Source organism: Prevotella vespertina (assembly GCF_009728485.1).
GTDB lineage: Bacteria > Bacteroidota > Bacteroidia > Bacteroidales > Bacteroidaceae > Prevotella > Prevotella vespertina.
In genome coordinates this window covers 72,951-94,789 of record NZ_VVIQ01000003.1, presented here as the reverse complement: position 1 = coordinate 94,789, position 21,839 = coordinate 72,951, and the positions used below count along the sequence as shown (strand labels likewise).

Here is a 21,839-nt window from a genome sequence, read left to right as displayed (position 1 = left end):
ATTATAATCATGAGAACAAAATATAGTATTGCTGCTTGCTTGTTTGCGCTGTCTTTCTTTACTTCTTGTAATGATAGTTTCTTGCAGCGTGACCCTAAAGATAAATATTCGGATGTCTCTTTCTGGAAGACTCCAGCGGAGGCAGAGAAATACGTGACTGGTATAAATCTATATCTGGTAGCCCCCGAGAACCACACCATTATGACGGATTGTTACACTGATAATGCCGTCCCTGTGCACGTGGGAGCAGAGCAAGGATCGCTGTCAGCTGGTACGGCGGTGTCAACGAATAGGCATTTCCAACAGGTTTGGGATGCTGCCTATGAGGGTATCCGACGCTGTCTGGTGTTCTATCAACATATAGATAATGTGCCCATGGCGGCTGCTGATAAGGCAAGACTTACGGGGGAAGTGCAGTTCCTAGAAGCCTTCTTCTATTCAACATTGATGAAGTTTATGGGAGGGGTGCCTATCCTTGATCACCCGTTGTCACTGAATGAACCCATGCCAGAGCGTGCTACGGAAGAAGCTACTTATAATTACATTGTAAGTCTACTTGACAAGGCTGCACCAGCATTGCCTGATATCCGTCAGAGTAGCGATCACGGCAAACCTAGTGCGGGTGCTTGCTATGCGCTCAAAGCACGATTGGCGCTCTATGCCCATAAGTATGACGTGGCTGAGCAAGCCGCTAAGAAGGTGATGGACATGGGAGTATATGGCTTATATAACAATTATGCAAACCTCTTCCAGCCTGTTGCTGAGGACTGTAACGAGATTATATTCGACCGCGAATACCTGTCGAATCCTAAGAACTCCAGCGAGGGAAGCATGATAGGACTGTTCTTTGCACCTATTGTAATGGGTGGTTGGGAAGCCTTGTCGCCAACGCAAGACTTAGTGGATGCCTATCCTTGCACTGATGGAAAGTCCATCCAAGAGTCGCCACTCTATGACCCTAATCATCCGTTTGAGCACAGAGATCCCCGCTTAGCAGCCTCTATCCTATGGAATGGTTCGATGATTGCAGGACATGAGTACACGACGAATAGTATTGGTGATGGCAACCACACACGCACGGGCTATTGTATGCGTAAATATATGAATCCAGAGAACGACGGTATCAATAATTACGACTGGACAAACTTCATTTATATCCGCTATGCAGAGGTGCTACTCACTTATGCTGAGGCGCGTAACGAGCAGCTTGCCTCACCTGATAACCAGGTCTATGATGCGGTGAACGCTATTCGTCAACGCCCTAGCGTGAATCTCCCAGCATTAGCTTCTGGTATGACAAAGGATGAGATGCGTGCGGCAATTAGGCTTGAGCGTCGCCTAGAGTTTGCCTTTGAAGGCATACACTTGTTCGATACCCGTAGCTATAAGACGACGGAGGCTGACGTGAAGAAACCCGTTTATGGTATGCGCCCTGACGGCACGAAGTTCCTTGTAGAACAGCGTAAGTTCAATCCTAATCGCGATTATCTGTGGGCTATCCCATTGACTGAAGTCGATCTCTCAAAGGGAGTTCTAAAGCAGAATCCTAATTGGGATTAAGTCCCCCTGATACCTCATAGAGAAAGCCGTGCTACGAGTAATGAATCGTAACACGGCTTTCTCGCATTATAGCTGTTTATGATCTACTAAAATCGATACATACGAGTAAGCGTTCTGACACATATGTGTTAACGCCACTGACACATACGTGTTATTGAGCTGAATCGTATGTGTCATCACGCTGACACGTATGTATTAAAAAACATGGGTCTCATGTGTCTGTATTTGAACTTATTAGTTTCAAGATAATTCTCACTTATTCTCAAGGTGGAATCTTATTTATTCTCAAGAAGCCTCCTACTTATTCTCAAGGTGGAATCTCACTTATTCCGTGGAAAGAGGGTAGAGGCTGTTAGCTGATGATTATTGCTAAGAGTAAGTCCTTTTCATGGCTTATATTAGTGCCGTAGATACTATTGTCACATTGCTCTTCACGTCTTATAGAGCTATTCGGATGGGGATTAAGCCTTTATAGTAGTCTTATCTGCGCATTATCAGCAACCCCTCATCCATTCTTCCGATTTTCCTTATTAGTCAGCCCTAGCTTCCGTTATCAGTCGTCCTATTTCTTCCTATTCGCTTTTCTAGCTCCCCTTATTCAATAGACTATAACGAAAAACGGAAGACCTTATATAAAGTCTTCCGTTTTTAAGGGTGGAGGGTGGGACTCGAACCCACGACATTCAGAACCACAATCTGACGCTCTAACCAACTGAACTACATCCACCGTGTTGGCTATTTCTCTTTAGCGTGTGCAAAAGTACGGCTTTTATTTGAACTGACCAAATATTTCCCGTACTTTTTTAATATAATTCCTTACTTAGCAGGCGCAGCTGAAGCCTGTGGAGCGTTGCCCTGCGCACCTTGTGCTGGGGTAGCTTGCTTTTGCTGACTTGCGCCAAAGTTAGGTAAGTTGTTAGGATTTGTTGCGTTATTGCCCGTTGCAGCCTTCTCTATAACGCTCTCATCTGTGTTTGCTGTTGGAGCAACATATGCGCTTGCAATACTGATAACGACCATTGCAATTGCCAAACCCCATGTAGCTTTCTCTACGAAATCAGTAGTCTTGCGAACTCCCATGATGGCATTAGATGAAGAGAAGTTAGACGATAAACCACCTCCCTTTGACTCTTGAATCAAGACAACTCCTATCATCAAGAGAGCAGCAATCACAATAAGGATTACGAATAACGTGTACATTTTCTTGTCTTATTTAATATTGTTATTTATTATCAATTTCTCTAAGAAACGTATTTGATCTGCAAAGTAACGATTTTTTTTCGGATATACCAAATTTAATCGCTTAATAATTTCCAGTGCCTTGGAATATCTACCCTGTTTGATGTATATACGTGCCAAAGTCTCGGTGAAGTAACCAGTATCCTCTGTTTCAGCCGCTTCATCATCGTTGTTATCCTCGGGTTCGTATTCTGTTTCCTCTTGTAGGGTAATTTTACCACCCTCGTTATTGATGAAGTCATCAATTAGCTCTTGTCCTTTCAGCTGCGGCGTTCGATCTTGCTTCTGCTCACTTTCGCTTTCAAGTAAGTAAGCTACGTAATCAACAGTAGCATCAGCAGGTGTTGGCTTTCGATGAGGTGTTGCCGTTTCTTCGCTATTATCTTCTGGAATCTGATCAAGGAAGGAGTCAATGAGCGAGCGAGTACGATCTTCTTCTGCTTGTTGTGTAGGTTGCTTGTCGTCAGAAATAGTTTTCTGATTAGTTTCTGCCTGCTTCTCTTGCGTTGCCAGTTGATAGTGAATACCCTCAACAAGGTTAAAGAGTATGCGACAATCGGAGATATAGACAGCTGCCCGCCGCAATTCATCATCAAACGTAGGGTCATGCATTAAGAAGAGATTCTGCAACAGAAGGATGCGTGCTGGCTGATAGTAAGGATATAGCGCAAGCAGACTCCTAAGGTTGTATAAGGTCTCCTTGTTCAGTTTCTCTGGATGTTTAATGAGGTTGGCAATATCCATTGGTTGATGTGTGATAGACGATGATTATTCGTGAATAGCGTTTTTTCGGATTACCAGTTAGCTACTGTTGCATTGAAAATCTGGTCAGTTAAATCCTTTATCATATCCGTAACCAACTTCTCTTGTACGGAGTTTAGGTTTTGCGTAGTAGAGTAACTAGACGTTGCAGTAAACTGGCGTTCGAAATCTTCCTTATGGTTTGTATTATTCGTAAAGCGCACATTCACCGTTATCGAAAGTTCCGTCTGAGCCGAGTAACCCTCGCTAGACACACTCTTATTGCGTTGTTGGTACTGCGTTATCTCGCCTTCTATCTTCATATCACCATTCCGCTTTACTTGTTGCAAACGTGTATGGTTAGCAAAGACATCCTTCAGTTGATTGTTGAACATTGGTCCCATTGGCCCCCATACGTAAGCAGATCTGATAGGGAAGTCAGCTATCTGTATCGTGTGCACTTTGTCATAATTGATACTTGCACCATTAAACTTATAGGAAACACTGCATGCCGCCAATAGAAGTATGCAAATAATAGCAAATCCCCATTTGGCTGGGTGCATTGACTTAAATCTCTTTCTATTATTCATCTTATGTTAGAATCGCTCTGTGAGGTTCTTATTCTATAGAATCTTTATCCAATCCATACTGTTTGATACGGCGATAGAGTGTGCGGTCACTGATACCGAGCTCTTGTGCTGCCTTCTTCCTATTCCCATGATTGCGCTCTAGTGCTTTCTCCACTAATTGCTTTCCAATATCGTTAAGATTGAGTGTCTCTGGCTCTGATATTTCCTCTGCTACCGCATCCTCAACTTGTTGTAACGGGGTCTGAATAGGCTGTTTGTCAGGAGCAGTAGGTAGATTGGGTGTTGCTATAGGTGCTGGTTGGAACCCACTTGCACCATTGAGTTGTCTACTCTCTTCTAACTGCTTCCTAACATTGTTAAGGTCACGACGCAAGTCACTCACGTTGCCCCTTAGCTCGTATAGAATCTTATACAATATCTCTCGTTCGCTCTCATAACTCGGCGAACCGTTGCCGTTTGGAATAGTTGCCAACTGCGTACTATCCTGATCTCGGGGAATGAAGTGGAGCAAGGTCTCTGCGTCAATCTCCCGCTTCTCACTCAGCACAGACATCTGTTCCGTAATGTTCTTCAACTGCCGAACATTACCCGGCCACTTGTATTGTAGCATTATTTGGCGTGCCTCCTCATTCAGAGTAATCTTCGGAAGGCGATACTTCTCCGCCATTTGCATAGCGAACAGACGGAAGAGCAAGATAATATCTTCCCCACGTTCTCTAAGTGGTGGCATCTGAATAGGAATCGTATTTAAGCGGTAAAACAAGTCCTCTCTGAACTTACCTTCGCTGATCGCCTTACGCATATTGACATTCGTTGCGGCAACAATGCGCACGTCTGTCTTACGAATCTCCTGTCCGCCCACACGTATATATTCTCCCGTCTCCAGCACACGCAACAGTCGTGCTTGTGTTGCGATAGGCAATTCGCCCACCTCATCAAGGAAGATCGTACCCTTATTAGCTATACCGAAATATCCCTCGCTCTCACCGATAGCACCCGTAAAAGAGCCTTTCTCGTGACCAAAGAGTTCGCTATCGATAGTTCCTTCAGGGATAGAACCACAGTTAATTGCGAAGTATTTCTCCCTTCTACGTGGTGAGTTATCGTGAATTACGCGTGGGATAATCTCCTTACCGACACCACTCTCACCGATAATCAGTACAGACAAATCCGTAGGCGCAACTTGAAGTGCTACGTCTAAGGCGTGATTCAGCCCATCGCTGTTACCTACGATGTTATATCTCTGCTTGGTTTGTTGTAATTCTCTTGTATTCATTCGACTGACAAAATTACCTATTTAATTTGAATAAGCTGCAATATTGGCAGACTTTAACAACTCCTTTCAGCTGGCTTTTAGGCTTTACTAACTTGTATGAGGCACTCTATTTATTCAGCTAATATAATAAAAAAGAGTCTAGCCAAATCAGGAAAAGTCAATCATTCGGCATGTTCCGATTTGTAAGTTGTATATACTAACCAATTACGAATAGCTTTTATATTATATGAATGGTCATAATAAATCGTTAAGACCAATACAGGTTTTACATCAATATGGTATATAGATGTAGAAAACAGATTGGAATTTTCTTTTTTTATCTGAATCCGATGCTCCCTATAATAAGTGTCTCCAGAATATATGGTATCCAACATCTCGGTTGTGGACATCAGTAATTCTTTATGTCCACCATAGCTGGAAGTAAAGACCTCACGACCCTCTTGATAAAATTTAATTACTTCTTGAGAGTCTTCTTTTCTTTCTTCGATAATAGTTGTTGTGTCATGATTCTCGCTTAGTTTATAAGATCTGACATTATCTACAGGGACTAAAACATGTTGAGTTTTAGAATTACATGCCCCCCACACACCAATCCCTATAATCAACACGCAATAATTAATAATTCTTTTTATATTCTTTAAAGACATGATCAAAGGTGTTTTTAAATTTACTTTTTTGTTTAATAATACTATCTTAAATAGAATGGAATCCATGTATTACCTCTCGTGTTAGAAAAACCAAAGATAGAAGGAAAAGCCATACAACTTTGCACCAGTCTTAGGTATGTACTTACCATTAACGAATGTCCATAGAGTTTCAAGCAATGAAACACAGCGTTCCATAGGGTGAAACGGTGGGTTTCATAGGATGAAACTGTGAGTCTCATTCACTGAGAGTCTAAGAAGGAAATTAAATAGTCTCTATCCTTAAAATACGACTTTTAGATAAATTTAAAAGAATCATTAGATTGTCATATTTACTTCTATTCTGTTCATGTCTTAAAGAGATTATGTGTAGACCTTTCGCAGGAGAGGATACACCCTTGTTGGGGTTTGTTGAATAGTATATATAATAATACTTATAAAGATTAACTAATACATAGATACGCCCCCGATACATATATGCAAGGTATTGTTTGAAATAAGTATTTAGATCCAATTGTATTGACTGGTATCATCTTTGGTAATTGTTTGCTTAAAATACTTCTAATTTTTGTCAACTCTCCTTCTGATAGTTCATAATAAACCTTATCCGTCCCATAAAAATGTGTTCCATTGCTATATATAGCAGTTGCTATCATCGGAATATCAAGATCCTCTTTTGAAACCTCTGTAGCATATATTTTCTGTTGTAACACATTAAATTCTTTTGTTTTTGGTTGTTTATCATTACAAGTACAACCTACAAATGTAAAACAAAAAGCTATAACTAAGAGATTACTTAATTTATACATCATTTATTTCTTTTTTGTATTGAGTCTATAATCAAATCCTCTTGTACCAGGTTGTGCTTTTGCACCATATATAATTTCTTTCCCCGCTGCATCTTTAAGAGGAGATCCATTCATATATACATGCCATAATCCTGAACGTTTCTTCTCATAGTGCTTCCCGTAAACTAAAGAATTAAGCCATTCTCCTTTTTCTTTTGTGGTATGTAATGTTACATCTGGGGCAATAATGATAACCCCTTTAAATTCTTTAGATGCAGAGATTTCTTGTGCAAAGGTAGATGAAGCACAACTATGTAAGACCAATATAGGATGACCATTGTTCCTTTTCCGCCATCCCTTATCGGCAATGTCTATACGCCTTGCAAATAAAGAAACATCCCTAGATAAGTATGAAGCAACTTCCATCCACCGCTCTCCTGAACTAAGTTTAGATATACCTATCCCCCATGCTTGTTGACGATATTTTTTATCCGAAGGGTCTTTTAGTCCATGAGCCCATATATTTACAACATTATTATCATAATTGTTTCTAAAATATGCAGAATTATTTCTAATATCATTTTGTGGAGGAATACCTTTTGTCAATATAAACCAATTAAGTTTCTTATCACCTTTTTTATCTATAAAATTAATGGGATGGTTGTCACAATAAGAGTAAGAACTACTAAATGGCATTTCTCCTATACGAGGATCCACTCCATACCATAAACTCGTGATAGGATTCATATATCTTGCACCGTAATAGTACAGACCAGTTTCGTTATCGAACTGTTTGCCATTGAACTTATACGGCAGGTCTTCACTGCTACTATGTTCATCAACCAACAGTTCGCCGTATGGCAAGTAGGCATCATACTGGGTGATGTTGGCTTTATCGTCTGTGATGTAAGACGTGCTGCCTAAGTGGTCACTGTGATAGAAGAAGGTCTCCTCTTTCGTAGTGTCGTTTGGAATATAACCATAACCAGCCTGCGGGTCATCAGGATTGCTCGGGTCATTCCATGAGACAGGGGCACCGGGGTTGGTGCCTGGTGTCGTGTTAGGATGTGGAGTCTGAATCCAACCCTGTGGCACATTGTGGTTGCCGAGTTCTGTAAGGACAGCATTATAACCAACACCCGTGTTCTCCGGATCACCGCACGCACCCTTCATTGTAGGTACACCAGGGGCGATGCCCTGCTGCTTATAGTATGCCTCCTTCTGTGTCTGAATCTGATTCATACGTTCTGCATAGTCCTGCTGACCAGCGGTTACGTATGAGCCGTTTCTTCCATAAACGTTGTTAAACAGACCTGTTCCTATTCTTGAAGCAACTCGTTTGTCACCAAGGAAGTAATGTTTTGTGAAGCGGTTCTTGTTGATGCTGATTATCGAAGCAGGGTAGAGCGTGAAGTTATCCGTCTCGTGGAACGTGATTCCCTGCGGCGCACCATTGATATACACACCCTCCATCGTACCGTAACTCTTCATGATACGCTCACCAGCAGCATTGTAGGTATAGCGGTTGATGCCGTTGTTGTCTTTCAACACCATCAGGCGGTTCTCCTCCTCCCAGTATAGCATATGATCATAAGATAAATATCTTTCTAATAAATTACATGCTATATTTATTTTTTAATTTATCGATTAAATTCCGATGAAAATTCTTAAGTAAAAAGTTTTTATATCTTATATTTTTTACCTTCTTTTTATCATTACATAAAGTAATTAATGTAATGTGCGTTATTTTAATTTTTGAATTAAAAAATCCAATATAAATGTGATACTCAAAAGTACAACTCTGCCCTTTTTCAAACCACAATTCAAATCCATTCCCATTTTCTTTAAGACTTTCGTTCCCATCAATATAACCATAAACGTCATTAGATATAACATTATCAAATCTATAAAAGTGAGAATCACGCTTAATCAAAAGAATCCTATTTTCCCCTTTATCAACGTATTTTTCACAACCGTCAGCTGTCATACTATAAGGGCTAAATATAGCTATTTGGGTATTCTGTCCATTTAAGGTAAGGCTATCAACAATAACATACCCTTGTGGAATTAAATATCCTTGCCATTTTCTTTGAGCTTTCCCATTTATACTAGGAGCTGAAAAAATAATAATGAATAAAATAAGAATAAACTTTTTCATATAAAATTATTTTTTATGCCAAAATATAGTTCTACCAAATGTACCTGTCGCTATTAGAGAGAATTTTGCTGTACTTTTGCCATCATGAATAAAAATTCCATTCCTCTCAAAAACGGGTGACACCTGCATCTTTGATTTTATCCTCTGTAAATAGCTTTCATTTCGATAAACATAATCTTTTCTGATATTATCTGGTATTGTTATTTTATTATACTGTCTAAATTTTGGATGGCTAAGCCCTTTAGTTGCAAAATCTGTTCCGTCCCACAACGTTGCACCATGAGTTGGATCAATATCTGATTGTAATGCATCTATTATACCTGCTCTTGCAGTAGTTCTTGTAGAACTTGTAAGATAATCTTTATCATAAGCAACTCTTGCTGATGCAGGAGTAGTCGAATAATTTTGATCATTCAGTTGTTCATATAAAGAATGGTTCTTTACTCTAGGCCCTCCTTTTACTCTTACATGTGCGTAATTCACATCTTTACCATCAACTGCATTATTAGCTGCATGTGCAATCCACAAGCTTTCATTTGGGGCATCACTCGATTCTACATCTACAATATGAGCAGCAATATTAAACTGTTCATCTGTCATACCATTTCCATGATCAATTAACTGAGTCAATTTACCATCTCGTTCAATATATACAAGATTATCTTTTCCTTCTTTCCTTAAGAATTTTCCTTGAGCATTGTATATAAACTTCTGACCATCAGGATCAAATAAATTTATTGGATTGTCTGCACAATAAACATAAGAACCTATTTCTTTATACTTCTCTGCCAGCGGATCCACCCCATACCACAGACAGGTAACAGGGTTCAAGTACCTTGCACCATAGTAGTACAAGCCAGTTTCTGCATCCATCTCCTTGCCATTGAACTTATACGGCATATCCTCACTACTACTATGTTCATCAACAAGCAATTCACCGTACGGCAAATAAGCATCGTACTGAGTGATATTGCCTTTATTGTCTGTGATATAACTTGTACTACCAAGGTGATCGCTGTGATAGAAGAAAGTCTCTTCCTTCGTTGTGTCATTGTCCACGTAGCCATAGCCAGGCTGTGGATTCTCTGGGTTCGTTGGATCGTTCCAGCTAATTGGAGCACCAGGCTCATTTCCTTCAGTAGTGTTGTGTTTCGGAGTCTGTATCCAGCCCTCTGGTACACTATGGTCGCCCAGCTCGGTAATCACAGTGTTATAGCCCACACCTGTATTTTCAGGATCCCCATACGCACCCTTCATTGTAGGTACACCAGGGGCAATGCCCTGCTGTTTATAGTATGTTTCTTTCTGCTTCTGAATCTGATTCATGCGTTCAGCGTAGTCCTGCTGACCAGCCGTTACATATGAGCCATTACGCCCATAGACATTATTAAACAGACCTGTTCCTATTCTTGAAGCGATTCGTTTGTCACCAATGAAGTAATGCTTCGTAAAGCGATTCTTGTTGACAGAGAGGATACTTGCTGGATAAAGCGTGAAGTTATCCGTCTCGTGGAATGTGATACCCTGCGGTGCACCATTGATATACACACCTTCCATTGTTCCATAGCTCTTCATAATACGTTCACCAGCAGCGTTGTAAGTATAACGACTCGTCTTGCCGTTATCGCTTAAGACCATCAGGCGGTTATCCTCATCCCAATACATCTCACGGGTAGTATTCGCCGAATCGTTCGTTACTAATGTTGGATTACCGTTGGCATCATACGTGTAATGATCGTGACCAATCTGTGTTGGAGCCGTCGGGTGGTTACTGTCCTCATATTTATAAGCGAAGTTATAAGACTTAGCAGTTGTCGTTGAATCCACCTTCTGCACCTTTGTCAGCGGTTCACTCATCCGTCCGAACGACATCATCATATCATACGATGCACGCTTTGCCTTACCGCTTGCATGAATAAGACGGTTCAGCTCATCATACTCATACGTATGCGAACTCCTTCCTCCCAGCTTCGCCTTGTTGAGTTTCGTCAGCGACGTTGGGTTGGCGGCATTCGTAATACCGAGGATATTGTCCACAGCATCATAACGATACCTGTTTTCCATCACAGTCTGACCGTCCGCTGTAAGGTTCATCACCTGCAGACGTTCACGTTGCTTGTCGTAGGTATAGGTAGTCTCCGTGCCATTACCGAGCTTCGTATAGACCGTATGACCCTCCTTGTCGTAACCTATCCTGTCAACAATAACGCTCTGACGTCCCTGTTTATTGCTCGTAAGACGCTCAAACTGTCCAGCAGCATTGTAATGGTAGGTCACCATTTCACCATCAGGATAAGTCATCGTCTGCACACGGTTCCAGCTATCATACGTAGCACCATAGACATAAGTCCTAATATCTGCCACGCTCGCCATCACTGTACGTACAGTCTTCGTCACTTCACCCTGTCGACCGTAGTAGTAGGCTTCACCGCCACTCGCATCCTCTACAAGGGCAAGACGACCAGCGCGATTATACTTATCGCCAGCTTTACCATAGGTATAAGTAACGCGATTAAAGAGGTTTTCTGGATAAAGTACCTCATGGAGTCGTTCGAAGTCGTAGGTGTAAGAGATGTAACCCTTGTCAGATATCGACTTCCTAAGCTCTGCCGTAAGCTTCGTCAGGAGGTTACCCGCCGCATCATAGGTCATATCCGTCTCACCTGCATCAGGATGGTTCACCATCAGTTTGCGACCAAGCAAGTCATAGGTATACCAACTGCAAATATACAACTTTATTTTATAAATGTGTCTTTAGATCATGCGAAAACGGGGAAGGATAGGGTGCGTTGTGCGTGCAAATGTAACCAAGCGAAAAGCATCAAAATCCCTAATTAAGTTTTAATTTTACAACTCTTCATATAGATGAATCACAGCATCATTATATATCATATCAAGTTTTACTTGTGCATTTGCTCCTAAGCAAATAAGCAAGAGATAAGATACAAATATGCTCCTCTTAGAATATGACATAGGATACCAGATATAATACTATTTTAATGTTTGTTTCCAATATGAAATATCATCATCTTTCATACTAATCCGCCATTCTCGAATGCCGATATGCACTAAAAGAACAGCAGCTTCACGCTTATAAAGATAATATAATAAAATATTTGCAGCGTAATCTTTCTTATTGTTCCTTAACATTTGTATCCATTCTTCTTTTTTCACTCCTTCAAGAATGCGATTTTCTTTAGAATCTAAATCGATAATAACCCGATATCCAATATCAGTTATGGGAAAAGTAGATTCGTCAGCTATCTTCAATATCTTGAATTTGATTTTTTTATTGTCAATAAAAGAATACTTATTCGTATTATGGATATCATTCTGTTTTATCTTTTGAGCATTACAGGATGATATAAACATTATTAAAAATATAATAAGTGGAAATTTTATATTTTTCATCATTGCCTCTTTTTTTTGTTTTTTATCAAATATGCACTTCTATAACCTCTCCCAATACTTGTATATTCCTTTATATGTTGGGTTGAGGGAATAATATAATCTTTGAGTTTGGTTTTCCTATCTCCTATATATTTATCAATTAAAGAGTTAACGTTTTCATATCGTTTTTCAGGGTAGTGAAAGTGTAAGTCTGCTGCAACTTTTATTTGATTAATTTCACCGTCAACTTCCACTCCTGCAACTAGATTTGCATATTTAGCGGCAGTAATCTTACCCATCTCGACCTGCCTTCTATATGACTTAAAAGCTTTGACATTTATCCGATTAGACAACTCATGTGCCAGTTTAACAATCTGATATTTCTTATTTGTTCCTTTTGTTAATGTTATCTTACCTGTTTCTCCATCTGTCGCTGTATATCTACCAAATGAGATATTCTGGTCATAGTTTTTCAGAGTAATACCCGCAAGTGATAATAGTTTCTTAAAAGTTCTACTATGTTTCATTCCATATACAATTGTCTCTTTTATTGTAGGATATTTGGGAGCCATTCCTGTTGGATCCATCAAGCCGATGGGGTTATCCATCGTATAACAATATCCGGTAACACTTGGATACTTCTCCCTCAACGGGTCTACCCCTAACCACATGGAGATTTTGGGGTCCATGTACCTGGCTCCGTAATAGTACAGCCCCGTTTCTTCGTCAAGTTCCTTGCCATTGAACTTATACGGCATGTCCTTGCTACTACTATGTTCATCCACTAACAGCTCACCATAAGGCAGGTAGGCATCATACTGTGTGATGTTGGCTTTATCATCTGTGATGTAAGATGTACTACCGAGGTGGTCACTGTGATAGAAGAAGGTTTCTTCACGTGTAGTATCATTAGGAACATAGCCATAACCAGCCTGCGGGTCATCAGGGTTACTCGGGTCGTTCCAGCTTACAGGAGGACCGGGGTTGGTATTTGGTGTGGTGTTAGGATGTGGAGTCTGAATCCAACCCTGTGGCACATCATGGTTGCCGAGTTCGGTGAGGACGGCATTATACCCTACACCCGTGTTCTCTGGATCACCATACGCACCCTTCATTGTAGGTACACCAGGTGCAATGCCCTGCTGTTTATAATACGCTTCCTTCTGACGTTGGATTTGATTCATACGTTCAGCGTAGTCCTGCTGACCAGCGGTTACATATGAGCCGTTACGTCCATAGACATTGTTAAACAGACCTGTTCCTATCCTTGAAGCAACTCGTTTGTCACCAAGGAAGTAATGCTTTGTAAAGCGATTCTTATTTACAGAGAGGATACTTGCAGGATAAAGCGTGAAGTTATCCGTCTCGTGGAAAGTAATACCCTGCGGTGCACCATTGATATACACACCCTCCATCGTACCGTAACTCTTCATGATGCGTTCACCAGCAGCATTGTAAGTATAACGACTCGTCTTGCCGTTGTCAGAGAGTACCATCAGACGATTGTCTTCATCCCAATACATCTCACGGGTAGTGTTCGTTGAGTCGTTCGTTACCAGTGTAGGATTACCGTTGGCATCGTATGTGTAATGGTCGTGACCAATCTGCGTTGGAGCCGTCGGATGGTTACTGTCCTCATACTTATAAGCAAAGTTATAAGACTTGGCAGTTGTTGTTGAGTCCACCTTCTGCACCTTAGTCAGCGGCTCACTCATCCGTCCGAACGACATCACCATGTCGTAACTTGCACTTTTTGCCTTACCGCTGGCATGAATAAGGCGGTTCAGCTCATCATACTCATACGTATGCGAACTCCTTCCTCCCAGCTTCGCCCTATTGAGTTTCGTCAGCGACGTTGGGTTGGCAGCATTCGTGATACCGAGGATATTGTCCACAGCATCATAACGATACCTGTTCTCCATCACAGTCTGACCATCCGCTGTAAGGTTCATCACCTGCAGACGCTCACGCTGCTTGTCGTAGGTATAGGTAGTCTCCGTGCCATTACCAAGTTTCGTATAGACCGTATGACCCTCCTTGTCGTAACCTATCCTGTCAACAATAACGCTCTGATGTCCCTGTTTATTGCTCGTAAGGCTCTCCACCTGTCCTGCAGCATTATAGTGATAAGTCACCACTTCACCATCAGGATAAGTCATCGTCTGCACACGGTTCCAGCTATCATACGTAGCACCATAGACATAAGTCCTGATGTCTGCCACGCTCGCCATGACCGTTCGGACAGTCTTAACAACTTCGCCCTGTCTGCCGTAGTAATACGCTTCACCGCCCGAAGCATCCTCAACGAGGGCAAGACGACCGGCACGGTTATACTTATCGCCAGACTTACCATAGGTATAAGTAACACGATTAAAGAGATTTTCTGGATAAAGTACCTCATGGAGTCGCTCGAAATCGTAGGTGTAAGAGATGTAACCCTTGTCAGATATCGACTTCCTAAGCTCTGCCGTGAGTTTCGTCAGGAGGTTACCTGCCGCATCATAGGTCATATCCGTTTCACCAGCATCAGGATGGTTCACCATCAGTTTGCGACCAAGTAGGTCGTAGGCATATTTCGTCTCCCTACCGTTAGGATGCTGAACTGTCATCACCTGACCAACAGGGTCATAGCTGTACTTCACCGTGATATCCTCACCACGAGCATGCTGCACCGTTTCACGGTTGCGCCCCTTGGCATCCGTATAGCTCTCCGCATGTCGTCCCAGTGCATCCGTGACTGTTGTCTGGAGCATCGGTTCACCGTCATGGCTGCCGATAGAGTAAGCCGTACGTGTCACACTGCCGTCAGCAAGCGTAACACTCATAGTGCGGTCGTGCGCATCATACTCTGTCTTTGCCTGCAGATCACCCGTCGCGTGGTTGTAAGTACCAATATTACCATGGCTCTCCGTCATTGGGTAATAAGCTGTAATGTTACGTCCGAAGGCATCGATGACAGCCCTTCCACTGACGATAGAGACTTTTTGATTGCTTCCACCAGACCACACTACACCCGTCTGCTTTGTCTGGACAGCACGCATCAGCGAGTCGGCAAAGGTATAGGTATCTATGTTGCCTTCCTTAGAATAATGAATGGTATGTGCCTTGCGTTCTGCAGGGAAGTACTCAAAGCGGATAGTAAATGGCTGACCGCTTTCAATCTCATACGGAGCACGGATTGTCTGTTGTCTGCCCAGTGCATCGTAGGTGTATTCCATCTTCTGTCCGTTAAGGTCGGTCGTTACAGACGGAGCATTCCAAAGAGCATCATAAGCCGTACTGGAGCTATAGCCGTAGGCATCCTTGACACTTGTCACAAGACTGTGATAGAGGTCATCATACGTATAAGCATAGAACATACGCTGATGATTGTAGTTCTCCGGCTTCGTCATCCGTGTGATGTTGCCATAGCCATCGTAAGTCATGTTATAGACAGAAGGTTTGTCACCGTTATACGTTGTCAAACGGAAGTGTACAACTGCAAATATACAACTTTATTTTGTAAATGCGTCTTTAGGATATGAGAAAACAGGAGAAAGATGAAGGACGTTGTGTGCGTAAATGTAACCAAGAGAAAAGCATCAAAACCCCTAATTAAGTTTAATTTTTAGTTGCTGTCACTTTTAACACTTCGCGTAATAAGCTTATATACAGACGGTTAAAAGCAAAAAGAGAGTGACAGAAATGACAGCAAAATCGGAAATGCGATGTAATCGGCTTTTGCGTTTGAGTGGAGAAAGGGGAACTGATAGTTATGGGATATGCCTGCTCATGGTAAAACGCTCCAGCGCAGGTCCTCGTAAGATTAGCCGTCCCGATGCATACCACCGTGCCATTACAGACTAATCTGAAATATGTTTACAGGAAAATCAAGCTACATGTCTATAAAATCACGAGATATACCAAGAAGACAGACTTGTAGTCCGTTGTTTACCAAAGACTTACAAATGCCGTTCTAAAAGGTGCCCTTTTACGCTGCAAAAGGGCGTCTTTTACACCTCAAAAGAGCACCTTTTACCATGCAAAAGGGCATCTTTTACCGTGTCAAAGTCCACCTGTTATTCTCAATTTATGAATCTTTATTACAACCTTTCTTATGCTCTTTTCCCTTTCATAACAAGCGAGTACCTCTCCCCCTGCATAGTTAGTCGAACATCATAAAAACACCTGTTTTTCAATTTTCCTGTCACTCCTGTCACTCCTCCCCATGTCACAACGCATTGATAACAAGCGGTCTACGTAGAGTGTTAAAAGTGACAGCAACTAAAAACAAAAACTAACTTGGGGTTTTTAGACTAGTTGTGGGACATCTAATCAAATATTAGAATATATTCATAGCACTTATTTACCTATCACAAGCTGTAAAAGACTCCCAAGAAGGCTATTTGTCATTGTCAAAACCTAACTTTTTTATTACCTAACATCAAAAAATCACTCACTATAAGGTTCATAATATCAATCGCTATTATTCCCTGTCTTATATATAATGTCATAGATTCTTTCAGAGATTTTATCTTTACCCCCTTCTGCAAGGTCTGGACATGTAAATATTCTACCATAAATTGTATAAATGATAAGAATAGTATAAGGATATATAGGAAGACCATAATCATTAATTCCAGCTATATCGGCTATTTTCACATCAACATACTTAGCTCTTAAACAATCATAAAAATATATTCTATCCTTTTGAGTATATAAGAAGTCTTTATTCCATAACCGTTGGAATATAAAATAAAAACTAATAGAACATACTAATAATACTAAAAGAAAAAGCCAACTAAATACAATATAAAGTATTGGTGAGTTTTTACTAATATTCAATAAGCAGAACATAGATGCTCCTAATGGCAAGAAACTTGTTATGGCTTGTAAAACAAGTGACTCTTTAGAGATCTTATATTTTATATTCATAATCTATTTGCCAATTATATTTTTTTCAAATCCTAAATTAATAAATTTTATACTAACACCTTCTAATTGTGTCACACCTATTCTTGGAACTATAGTCTTTGTTCCAAAATTTATAGCTCCAGATGAGAAATTAAATCCTTCTGTCTTGTTGTATGTCCCGCCAAAAGATACTCCTAATCCGTCAATAGTAGGTAAACTCATGGACCAAGTTCGCCCCTTATAATCAGTAGGAGTATCATCAAATCCAGCAGTCATTGCCAAGCCCATATCGATATATGAGGGAGAATATCCAGCAGATAAATCACCATAAGTACTGAGATGTCCAGGAGTCAAGGCAAATCCCATCTCAAAACTTAAGTTGATAGCCATTGCAGTTGCATCGAAAGTGAACCCTAAGTATACTTTTCTTGGATTCCAAGGTCCTAAACCTCCATCTGAGTTTCTTGTATCACCGAAGAGTTGATAGCCGAAACTATGATGGAATTTGTAGTCCTTATCACCAATAACAACAACATCGTCCATTGGATGAGACGAAAGGATATTGCCTTGTTCGTCTCCAAATTTATATTGTCCCTGATCATCAAACATATCTGCTGTATTTCCCAAGAATTTACCACCCTTAGGAATAAACTTTGTATCCTTAGCTGAGTTAACCCTCTCATCCCAATAAGTTTTCTTATCTTTTGTTTCGACCCATCCCTTTCCGTTAGGGTCAATGATCCTAATAGGATTCCCACCACCATATAGATAAGGGATAGTTTGAACATACTTTTCTGCTAACGGATCCACTCCATACCACAGACTTGCCATAGGATTCATGTATCTTGCACCATAATAATACAAGCCAGTCTCTTCATCAAACTGTTTGCCGTTGAACTTATACGGCAGTTCTTCACTGCTACTATGCTCGTCAACCAACAGTTCACCGTATGGCAGGTAAGCACCATACTGTGTGATGTTGGCTTTATCATCTGTGATGTAGGACGTTGAGCCGAGGTGGTCACTGTGATAGAAGAAGGTTTCTTCTTTCGTAGTGTCATTAGGAATATAACCATAACCAGCCTGTGGGTCATCAGGATTACTCGGGTCATTCCAGCTTACAGGTGGACCGGGGTTAGTATTCGGTGTGGTGTTGGGGCGTGGAGTCTGAATCCAACCCTGTGGCACATCATGGTTGCCGAGTTCTGTGAGGACGGCATTATAACCAACACCCGTGTTCTCCGGATCACCATACGCACCCTTCTCTGTCGGTACACCTGGAGCTACACCCACCTTCTTATAGTATGCTTCCTTCTGTGTCTGGATCTGATTCATACGTTCAGCATAGTCCTGCTGACCAGCCGTTACGTATGAGCCGTTGCGTCCGTAAACGTTGTTAAACAATCCTGTACCGATACGGCTGGCAATTCGCTTGTCACCGATAAAGTAATGCTTCGTGAATCTATTCTTGTTAACAGAGAGGATACTTGCCGGATAAAGTGTGAAGTTGTCCGTCTCGTGGAATGTGATACCCTGCGGTGCACCATTGATATACACACCCTCCATCGTACCGTAACTTTTCATGATGCGTTCGCCAGCAGCATTGTAGGTATAACGACTCGTCTTGCCATTATCGCTTAAGACCATCAGGCGGTTATCCTCATCCCAATACATCTCACGGGTAGTATTCGCCGAATCGTTCGTTACCAGTGTTGGATTACCGTTGGCATCATACGTGTAATGATCGTGACCAATCTGTGTTGGAGCCGTCGGGTGGTTACTGTCCTCATATTTATAAGCGAAGTTATAAGACTTAGCAGTTGTCGTTGAGTCCACCTTCTGTACCTTGGTCAGCGGTTCACTCATCCGTCCGAACGACATCGCCATGTCATACGATGCACGCTTTGCCTTACCGTTTGCATGAACAAGGCGGTTCAGCTCATCATACTCATACGTATGCGAACTCCTTCCTCCCAGCTTCGCCTTGTTGAGTTTTGTAAGCGACGTTGGGTTGGCAGCATTCGTGATACCGAGGATATTATCCACAGCATCATACTGGTACCTGTTTTCCATCACAGCCTGACCGTCCGCTGTAAGGTTCATCACCTGCAGACGTTCACGCTGCTTGTCGTAGGTATAGGTAGTCTCCGTGCCGTTACCGAGCTTCGTATAGACCGTATGACCCTCTTTGTCGTAACCTATCCTGTCAACAATAACGCTCTGACGTCCCTGTTTATTGCTCGTAAGACTCTCAACCTGTCCTGCAGCATTGTAGTGATAAGTCACCACTTCACCGTCAGGATAAGTCATCGTCTGCACACGGTTCCAGCTGTCATAGGTAGCACCATAGACATAAGTCCTGATGTCCGCCACGCTCGTTATACATAGTGTCCCTCATTATATCTTAGCTGTCTATTTATAGCTGATTTCTGTTCCTCTGTTTATACTAAGAAGTTCCACTTTCTTATTGGTTATATTTATGTGAGCTTGAACAAAGTCCCGTCCTCCTTGGTCGCCATCTGCAGAATTAAAGATAGTTCGATACCTACTTCTTATTATCCCTTGCTCATTGTGGATTTCGTAAGCATACAAATTAGCAAAGACATATTTCATATACATTTTCTGATATCCGAAATATTGTACAAAATAATGGTTATATGGCAATGTATTGTTGCTACAGTCCATCTCCTTCTTCAGAATTGTTTCAAATGTCCTGTACTCCTGCTTTGTAAGCTTATAATAAGAACAATTATACCATAGTTTGAATGGTTTCCCATCCAACCATGTTATCATACCTTTGTAAGACATTTCTTGAGGTCTTTTGTTCTTAGAGTCAATAGCCCAAATATATTTCTTTTTCGGTCTTACTGCTTTCCATAAGAAAAAAGACAAAAGAAAAGTGATCCAAGAAACAATTATCCCATAAATCGTTTCGCTATTTGTGAAAATTTGATCTCTGTCTACATCATAGTATAGAGGAGTACTTTCTATGTCTGATTCTTGGCTATGGGATATTCCTATGTAATACTCTTTATTGTTATATAATATGTTTATATTTACACCATTTCTGTTACCTCCTCGAGATATAATTTGTTCTCTTTTAATAAAGAAAGGATGGGTGGAAGCAATAACTTCTTGTTTATGGTAATAATCAATAGAACAAAGAATGGAAAAAAGTAACACTAAAGACTGTATTACGCTAATATATATTCCCAATTTATTAAAGTAATATTTAATCATTTCTTACTATACTCCTCGTCATAATTCAATATCCAATGTAAGGGTTCATCACCTGCAGACGTTCACGCTGCTTGTCGTATATATATAGGTCGTCTCCGTGCCCTTATTTAACTTTGTATAGACTGTATATTTTGAAAATACAGTTCTATATCACTATACAGGAAATTCTGGTTTAATAAAAAGAGTTGTATCCCTTTTTACTATTTTTATTTTCCACTCCCCATTTTGTTTAATAATACTGTCACCAACCTGAAGTTCTTTTAAGTCCCAAACATCGTACACTTCAAACTCTATGCTTTTCCCCTTAAAATTTTCCCCAGTGATATAATAATCGCGGCTCTTCTTTATTTTTGTTACTTTTACATTAAACGCACATGTGTAGCATACTTGCTTATAAGGCTCAAAATTGTTGAGTTCCTTAATATTAAAGACAAATGCTAAAAGGCAAAGGATACCTCCAGCTCCCCAATATAGTACTTTTTTAAATAGAATGGAATCCATGTATTACCTCTTGTGTTAGAAAAACCAAAGATAGAAGGAAAAGCCATACGGCTTTGCACCAGTCTTAGGTATGTACTTACCATTTACGAATGTCCATAGAGTTTCAAGCAATGAAACGGTGCGTTCCATAGGGTGAAACGGTGGGTTTCATAGGATGGAACGGTGCGTTTCATAGGATGAAACTGTGAGTCTCATTCTTTGAGACTATTATGATACTCTATTTTATTCATAAGCATAACGGGTAAAGTAGTTGTCGAAGCTTAACTCTTCGGTGTAACCATACGAGCGGAAGATGTTCATAATACCCTCTTGCTGCTCGGGTGTGAGGGTGAGTTGTCCGTTCATGTAGCGGTAGTAGGTGGGGCGACTACCGAGATATTGCTGAATTTCTCTGCGTATCGGAGTGTCGTCCACGCGTTTTACGTTGAGGAATAAATTGTGAAATCCCCATGCTGCTCGTATCACCCGTTTTTCCACGTAAAACTTGCATTTGCCTTTTTGCAGCGCATTAGGATAGATGGCATAGCCCACGGTTTTATCGTCTGGTAGATGCTGACCAACAAAATAACGCATACAAGTGTCTTTGCGTGGACAGTCTTTGTTAAAACAGAGTTCCCATGTAGGGGGAACGGAAGCGAAGTTGAAGGGTAGTTGTTCCATATTATGATTTAATTTTTACGAGAACTTTGCAAGTTCTTTCATTTTAGTTTGAATGAATCAATTTATTGGGGGCTAAAGGGTTGCTAAGGAGATTATAATACTAGCAATGAATAAAATTAAAGATAACAACCATGTACACAAAGAAAGTATCATATACAG

At 40.9% G+C, this 21,839-nt stretch carries 17 protein-coding genes, 1 tRNA gene and 1 pseudogene; 2 read left to right on the top strand and 17 right to left on the bottom strand.

Annotated features, from left to right (window positions below):
• Positions 1–9: 9 nt before the first annotated feature.
• Entirely contained in the window at positions 10–1,560 is a 1,551-nt protein-coding gene (locus F0475_RS03680) for a RagB/SusD family nutrient uptake outer membrane protein (RefSeq protein ID WP_155715437.1), read from the top strand.
• A 652-nt stretch (positions 1,561–2,212) separates the two neighbouring features.
• On the opposite strand, the gene F0475_RS03675 is transcribed toward F0475_RS03680, so the two are convergent.
• The 12 genes and pseudogenes from F0475_RS03675 to F0475_RS03620 form a co-directional block, all read right to left on the bottom strand.
• Positions 2,213–2,288: transfer RNA gene (locus F0475_RS03675), tRNA-His, on the bottom strand.
• Positions 2,289–2,376: 88 nt separating this feature from the next.
• Entirely contained in the window at positions 2,377–2,760 is a 384-nt protein-coding gene (gene secG / locus F0475_RS03670) for a preprotein translocase subunit SecG (RefSeq protein WP_155715435.1), read from the bottom strand.
• Between the two features lie 9 nt (positions 2,761–2,769).
• Positions 2,770–3,543, bottom strand: coding sequence for a tetratricopeptide repeat protein (locus F0475_RS03665; RefSeq protein ID WP_155715433.1), 774 nt, complete (start codon positions 3,541–3,543; stop codon positions 2,770–2,772).
• Positions 3,544–3,593: 50 nt separating this feature from the next.
• Complete coding sequence (locus F0475_RS03660) at positions 3,594–4,103, bottom strand: LptE family protein (RefSeq protein ID WP_009434796.1); 510 nt, start codon at positions 4,101–4,103, stop codon at positions 3,594–3,596.
• 55 nt (positions 4,104–4,158) lie between these two features.
• Complete coding sequence (locus tag F0475_RS03655) at positions 4,159–5,406, bottom strand: sigma-54 interaction domain-containing protein (protein ID WP_155715432.1); 1,248 nt, start codon at positions 5,404–5,406, stop codon at positions 4,159–4,161.
• A gap of 161 nt (positions 5,407–5,567) precedes the next feature.
• On the bottom strand, positions 5,568–6,119 hold the full coding sequence (locus F0475_RS03650) for a hypothetical protein (RefSeq protein ID WP_155715430.1): 552 nt from the start codon (positions 6,117–6,119) through the stop codon (positions 5,568–5,570).
• A gap of 374 nt (positions 6,120–6,493) precedes the next feature.
• Positions 6,494–6,862, bottom strand: coding sequence for a hypothetical protein (locus F0475_RS03645; protein ID WP_155715428.1), 369 nt, complete (start codon positions 6,860–6,862; stop codon positions 6,494–6,496).
• Positions 6,863–8,419: pseudogene (locus F0475_RS03640) on the bottom strand (RHS repeat domain-containing protein); the annotation flags it as partial.
• A 34-nt stretch (positions 8,420–8,453) separates the two neighbouring features.
• Positions 8,454–8,996 carry a hypothetical protein gene (locus F0475_RS03635; RefSeq protein WP_089366010.1) on the bottom strand — a complete coding sequence of 181 codons (543 nt, stop codon included), beginning with the start codon at positions 8,994–8,996 and terminating at the stop codon, positions 8,454–8,456.
• A 6-nt stretch (positions 8,997–9,002) separates the two neighbouring features.
• Positions 9,003–11,369 carry an RHS repeat-associated core domain-containing protein gene (locus F0475_RS03630; protein WP_199879783.1) on the bottom strand — a complete coding sequence of 789 codons (2,367 nt, stop codon included), beginning with the start codon at positions 11,367–11,369 and terminating at the stop codon, positions 9,003–9,005.
• 618 nt (positions 11,370–11,987) lie between these two features.
• Complete coding sequence (locus F0475_RS03625; protein WP_089367363.1) at positions 11,988–12,410, bottom strand: hypothetical protein; 423 nt, start codon at positions 12,408–12,410, stop codon at positions 11,988–11,990.
• Positions 12,407–14,896: an RHS repeat-associated core domain-containing protein gene (locus F0475_RS03620; protein WP_449421265.1), complete on the bottom strand. Its 2,490-nt coding sequence runs from the start codon at positions 14,894–14,896 to the stop codon at positions 12,407–12,409. The genes F0475_RS03625 and F0475_RS03620 overlap by 4 nt, the downstream gene beginning before the upstream one ends.
• 1,174 nt (positions 14,897–16,070) lie before the next feature.
• Between F0475_RS03620 and F0475_RS11815 the strand changes: the two genes are divergently transcribed.
• Entirely contained in the window at positions 16,071–16,232 is a 162-nt protein-coding gene (locus F0475_RS11815; RefSeq protein WP_234422947.1) for a hypothetical protein, read from the top strand.
• Between the two features lie 609 nt (positions 16,233–16,841).
• Here the strand turns inward: F0475_RS11815 and F0475_RS03610 are convergent.
• The 5 genes from F0475_RS03610 to F0475_RS03590 form a co-directional block, all read right to left on the bottom strand.
• Positions 16,842–17,300 (bottom strand): hypothetical protein, encoded by a 459-nt coding sequence (locus F0475_RS03610; protein WP_155715424.1) that lies wholly within the window; start codon positions 17,298–17,300, stop codon positions 16,842–16,844.
• Positions 17,301–17,303: 3 nt separating this feature from the next.
• Positions 17,304–19,589: an RHS repeat-associated core domain-containing protein gene (locus F0475_RS03605; protein WP_234422959.1), complete on the bottom strand. Its 2,286-nt coding sequence runs from the start codon at positions 19,587–19,589 to the stop codon at positions 17,304–17,306.
• A 102-nt stretch (positions 19,590–19,691) separates the two neighbouring features.
• A complete protein-coding gene (locus F0475_RS03600; RefSeq protein WP_155715423.1) occupies positions 19,692–20,519 on the bottom strand; it encodes a hypothetical protein in 828 nt (275 codons plus the stop codon).
• A 153-nt stretch (positions 20,520–20,672) separates the two neighbouring features.
• The gene (locus F0475_RS03595; protein WP_155715421.1) at positions 20,673–21,020 is read right to left on the bottom strand and encodes a hypothetical protein; all 348 of its coding nucleotides are present in this window, start codon (positions 21,018–21,020) and stop codon (positions 20,673–20,675) included.
• A 222-nt stretch (positions 21,021–21,242) separates the two neighbouring features.
• Entirely contained in the window at positions 21,243–21,680 is a 438-nt protein-coding gene (locus F0475_RS03590; protein WP_155715419.1) for a DUF6078 family protein, read from the bottom strand.
• Positions 21,681–21,839: the final 159 nt, after the last annotated feature.